4 protein-coding genes are annotated in these 3569 nt (G+C 70.2%); 1 reads left to right on the top strand and 3 read right to left on the bottom strand.

All coding sequences use genetic code 11. The features are described from left to right. On the bottom strand, window positions 1–1863 hold a 1863-nt coding region (locus tag AC1D1T_RS31090; protein WP_477993229.1), incomplete at its 3' end, for a sigma-54-dependent Fis family transcriptional regulator. Window positions 1864–1992: 129 nt separating this feature from the next. On the opposite strand from AC1D1T_RS31090, the gene AC1D1T_RS31085 reads away from it, so the two are divergent. After that, window positions 1993–2481 (top strand): dihydroneopterin aldolase, encoded by a 489-nt coding sequence (locus tag AC1D1T_RS31085; protein ID WP_465112218.1) that lies wholly within the window; start codon window positions 1993–1995, stop codon window positions 2479–2481. 3 nt (window positions 2482–2484) lie between these two features. Here AC1D1T_RS31085 and fae read toward each other — a convergent pair whose 3' ends face one another. Together fae and AC1D1T_RS31075 are read right to left on the bottom strand one after the other, a co-directional pair. Continuing rightward, window positions 2485–2994, bottom strand: a complete 510-nt coding sequence (fae, locus tag AC1D1T_RS31080) for a formaldehyde-activating enzyme (protein ID WP_047502303.1) — start codon at window positions 2992–2994, stop codon at window positions 2485–2487. 75 nt (window positions 2995–3069) lie between these two features. Next, on the bottom strand, window positions 3070–3569 hold a 500-nt coding region (locus tag AC1D1T_RS31075; RefSeq protein ID WP_477993228.1), incomplete at its 5' end, for a triphosphoribosyl-dephospho-CoA synthase.

The following is a 3569-nucleotide window of genomic DNA, read 5'->3' as shown; positions in this document are numbered from 1 at the left end:
CGGCAGCAGGGGCACGGCCGAGACCACCGGCGGCAGGCTCGCCGCAGCGCGCGGCGTGGCGGCGGCGCTGTCGTCGTGCAGGCCTGGCAGGTGCTCGCACTGGATGGTCTCGCCATCGGCCAGCGCGGCCGCGGTGCGCAGCACATGGCGCAGCTGGCGGATGTTGCCGGGCCACGCATGTTCCATCAGCAAGCGCTCGGCCGCGCTGCTGAGCGCGGCGCCGCGGCCGCCTTCGGCCTTCAGCACGCCATGGATCAGCTCGCGCTTGTCGCTGCGCTCGCGCAGCGCCGGCAGCAGCAGCTCGATGCCCGACAGGCGGTAGTACAGGTCTTCGCGGAAGCGCCCCTCGCGCACCAGCTCGGGCAGCCGCTGGTGGCTGGCGCTGATGAGCTGGAAGTCGACCGCGTAGGTCTCTTCGGTGCCGAGCGGCGTGACCTGCCGTTCGTCGAGCACGCGCAGCAGCCGCGCCTGCAGGTCCAGCGGCATGTCGGCGATCTCGTCGAGGAACAGCGTGCCGCCGTCGGCCTGCAGGATCTTGCCGCGCCGGCCGGTGCGCTGCGCGCCGGTGAAGGCGCCGGCGCGGTAGCCGAACAGTTCGGATTCGATCAGCGTCTCCGGCAGGCTCGCGCAGTTGATCGCGACGAAGGCGCCGCCGGCATGCGGGCTCGCCTCGTGCACCGCGCGGGCGAACACCTCCTTGCCGGAACCGGTCTCGCCGCACAGCAGCACCGGCGTCTGGCGCGCGATGACGCGGCGCGCGGTCTCGAGGTGGGCCGCCAGGCGCGTGTCGTTGAAGGTCGGCGATTGCGCCGACGCGCGTGCCGCCGTCGCCGCGCGCGGCGCGAGCCGGGCCACTGCCGTCGAGGGCGTGGAGGAGGCGGTGGAGGAGGGGCCCGCAGCCCCCGACAGCGCGTGCACCGTGGCGCCCGATTCGGTGGCCGGCCGCCGTGCGACGGCGAAGAAGCGCAGCGCCGCGTTGGCGCGGAAGGTCACGATCGGGTGGAACGACGACTGGGTGCTGCGTTGCAGCATGTCCTCGAGCGATGTCTGGAACAGGTCCTCGATGTGGCGCGAGCGGATCTCGTCGACCGTCTGCAGCCCGAGCTGGAACAGCGCGCTGCGGTTGGCCGCGAGGATGCGGCCGTCGTCGCCGACGGCGAGCCGGCCTTCATGCAGCGTGTAGACGAACTCGGGCCGGCTGTGGAAGTGCAGCGGGTGCGCGTTGCGGAAGCGCCGGTCGATCAGGCGGTTCTCGATCATGCGCGCCGTCATGCCCAGCAGCACCAGCAGGTGCTGCTGCATCATGCTGGAGCGGCTGGTGACGTCGAGCACCGCGGCGATGTGGCCCGACGGGTCGTACACCGGCACCGCCGAGCAGGTGAGCTGCGTGAAGTGCGTGAAGAAGTGGTCTTCGCGGCGCACCGAGATCGGTGCCGCGGCGGCCAGGCAGGTGCCCATGCCGTTGGTGCCGGCCTCGGTCTCGCTCCACATGCCGCCGGGGCGCAGGCCGAGCGGCCCCATTTCGGCGGCGAACTCGGTGGAGGCGACCATGTGCACGATCACGCCGTCGATGTCGGTCAGCACCACCGCCGAGTCGGCATCGCCGAGCTGCTGGTACAGCGTAGTCATCTCGTAGCGGGCGCTGTCGATCACGTCGGCCTGGCGCTCGCGCCGCTCCTCGAGCGCGGCATGGCTGATGACGGCCGGTTCGCGGGCCTTGTCGGGGTGCAGCCGGTACTCGTTCAGGCAGCGGCTCCACGACTGCGTGACGACGTCGTTGGCCGAATCCTGGGCGCCGCCGCGCACGATGTCCATCACATGCTCGGCATGCCGATCCTCGCCCGTGCGCAACACCAATGCCATGTGCTTCCCCCAGAGACCGCAGGACCCTCATTCTGGTGCGATGCCGCGCGCTGCATACCGGGTGAAACGATGAGTCCCTACCGTGGTCTGCTTTTTGCGACTCGCCGAGGAAACAACCCTGGAGACACGATGACCAGCCCCAACCGCCACGCGAACCCGGCGCTCGATGCCGATCCGACACCGCCGCTCGACCTGATCTTCATCGAAGGCCTTGTCGGCGAAACGGTCATCGGCATCCACGAGACCGAGCTGCACCGGCCGCAGCCGCTGGTGATCGACGTGCATGCCGGCCTGCCCAGGGCGCGCGCCTGCGACACCGACCGCATCGTCGACACCATCGACTACAGCGTGGTGCGCGAACGCCTGCTGCGCCTGCTGGCCGAGCACCAGTTGAAGCTGCTGGAGGCGCTGGCCGAGACGGTGGCCGACATCCTGCTCGGCGAGTTCGGTGCGAGCTGGGTGCGCGTGAAGATCGTCAAGCCGCGCAAGTTCGCGGATGTGGCGGCGGTGGGCGTGCAGATCGAGCGCACCGCGAGCCCGCTGTCGGCGGCCGGCCGTTCGGCGACCGTCGTGCAGCTGCTCGGCTCGGGGCTGGTGCCTGGCACTCCGCCCCGTTGAACGTCAGCCCGCCGCGAACGGATGCGGCGTCGACCCCTTCTTCGCGACCACCTCGGCCGCGGTCGGCTGGCCGGCCACCGCGCGCTTGATCGACTCCTTGACGGCGCGGTAGTTGAAGTCCTGGATCTTCTTGTCGTCGTCGGCCAGCCAGTGGATGAACACGCCGACGCAGATGAACAGGTTGTCCGCCTCACCCGGCGGGATCGTGCCGTCCTCGACGCAGTCGGCCACGGCCATCGCCACGCCGCGCTGCGCCGGGCCGAACATCTGAACGGCCTGCTTGGCGCCCTTGATGGTGACCTTGTTGAACATCACGGTGGCAGGCTTGGTCAACAGGTTCGGGGCCACCACGGCGAGCAGCGAGGTGAAGCCGTCCTTGTTGTTGGTCAGCGCGTTGGCGAAGGCGGATTCGGCGGGGCTGCCGCGCGGTCCGATGAGCAGGTCGATGTGGGCAACTTCATTGCCCTCTCCGACGAGCGACTCCCCGACCATCATGCGATCGATCTTGGCCATGGTTGTGTCATCTCCTGTATGGGTTTGTGGGGACGTTCCCGACACTGGCAAGGCGCCAGTGCTTCAGGTCTGTTATCACGTTCCGTGCCATCGATCGTCGACCAGGCCGGCGATCATCAGCGTGGCCACCGTCAGGTCGGCGGTGGTACCGGGGTTGATGCCGTGTTCCTTCAGCCATTCGTCCCAGGCCGCGAAGGCGGGCGCCGCATCCATGCCGCCCGCGCCGCGCCAGGCCTGCGCCGAGGCCATGACAGTCTGTGCCACCGCCTCGCCGTGTTTGCGGACAATGTGTGAATCGGCAAAGCTGCCCAGCAGTGCAATGTAGAGCCGCTGCACCGCCGCCGTGGTGGCCGCGTCCGGCGACGCGCAGGCGCCCCCGTGCGGGCATGCAAAGCCCGGGCCCAATGCGGGCAGCGCGACGTCGAACACATCGGCATAGCCGTCGCGGTACTGGCGCGCGATCCGGTCGCGGCCGGCCGCCAGCGCCATCGCGGCACGCAGGTCGATGCTCGGGGCGGCGCGCACGTCCTCGGCCGGCGCGTCGCCCAGCCCGCCGGGGTTGGCGCGGGCGATCG

The organism is Rhizobacter sp. P2_H3, from assembly GCF_056403355.1.
This window is presented reverse-complemented; position numbering and strand designations above follow the sequence as displayed.

What these genes read in the sequence shown, in the direction of transcription:
- fae (WP_047502303.1), bottom strand. Translation starts at nt 2,994, where the DNA reads ATGGCCAAGATCGATCGCATGATGGTCGGGGAGTCGCTCGTCGGAGAG.
- AC1D1T_RS31085 (WP_465112218.1), top strand. Translation starts at nt 1,993, where the DNA reads ATGACCAGCCCCAACCGCCACGCGAACCCGGCGCTCGATGCCGATCCG.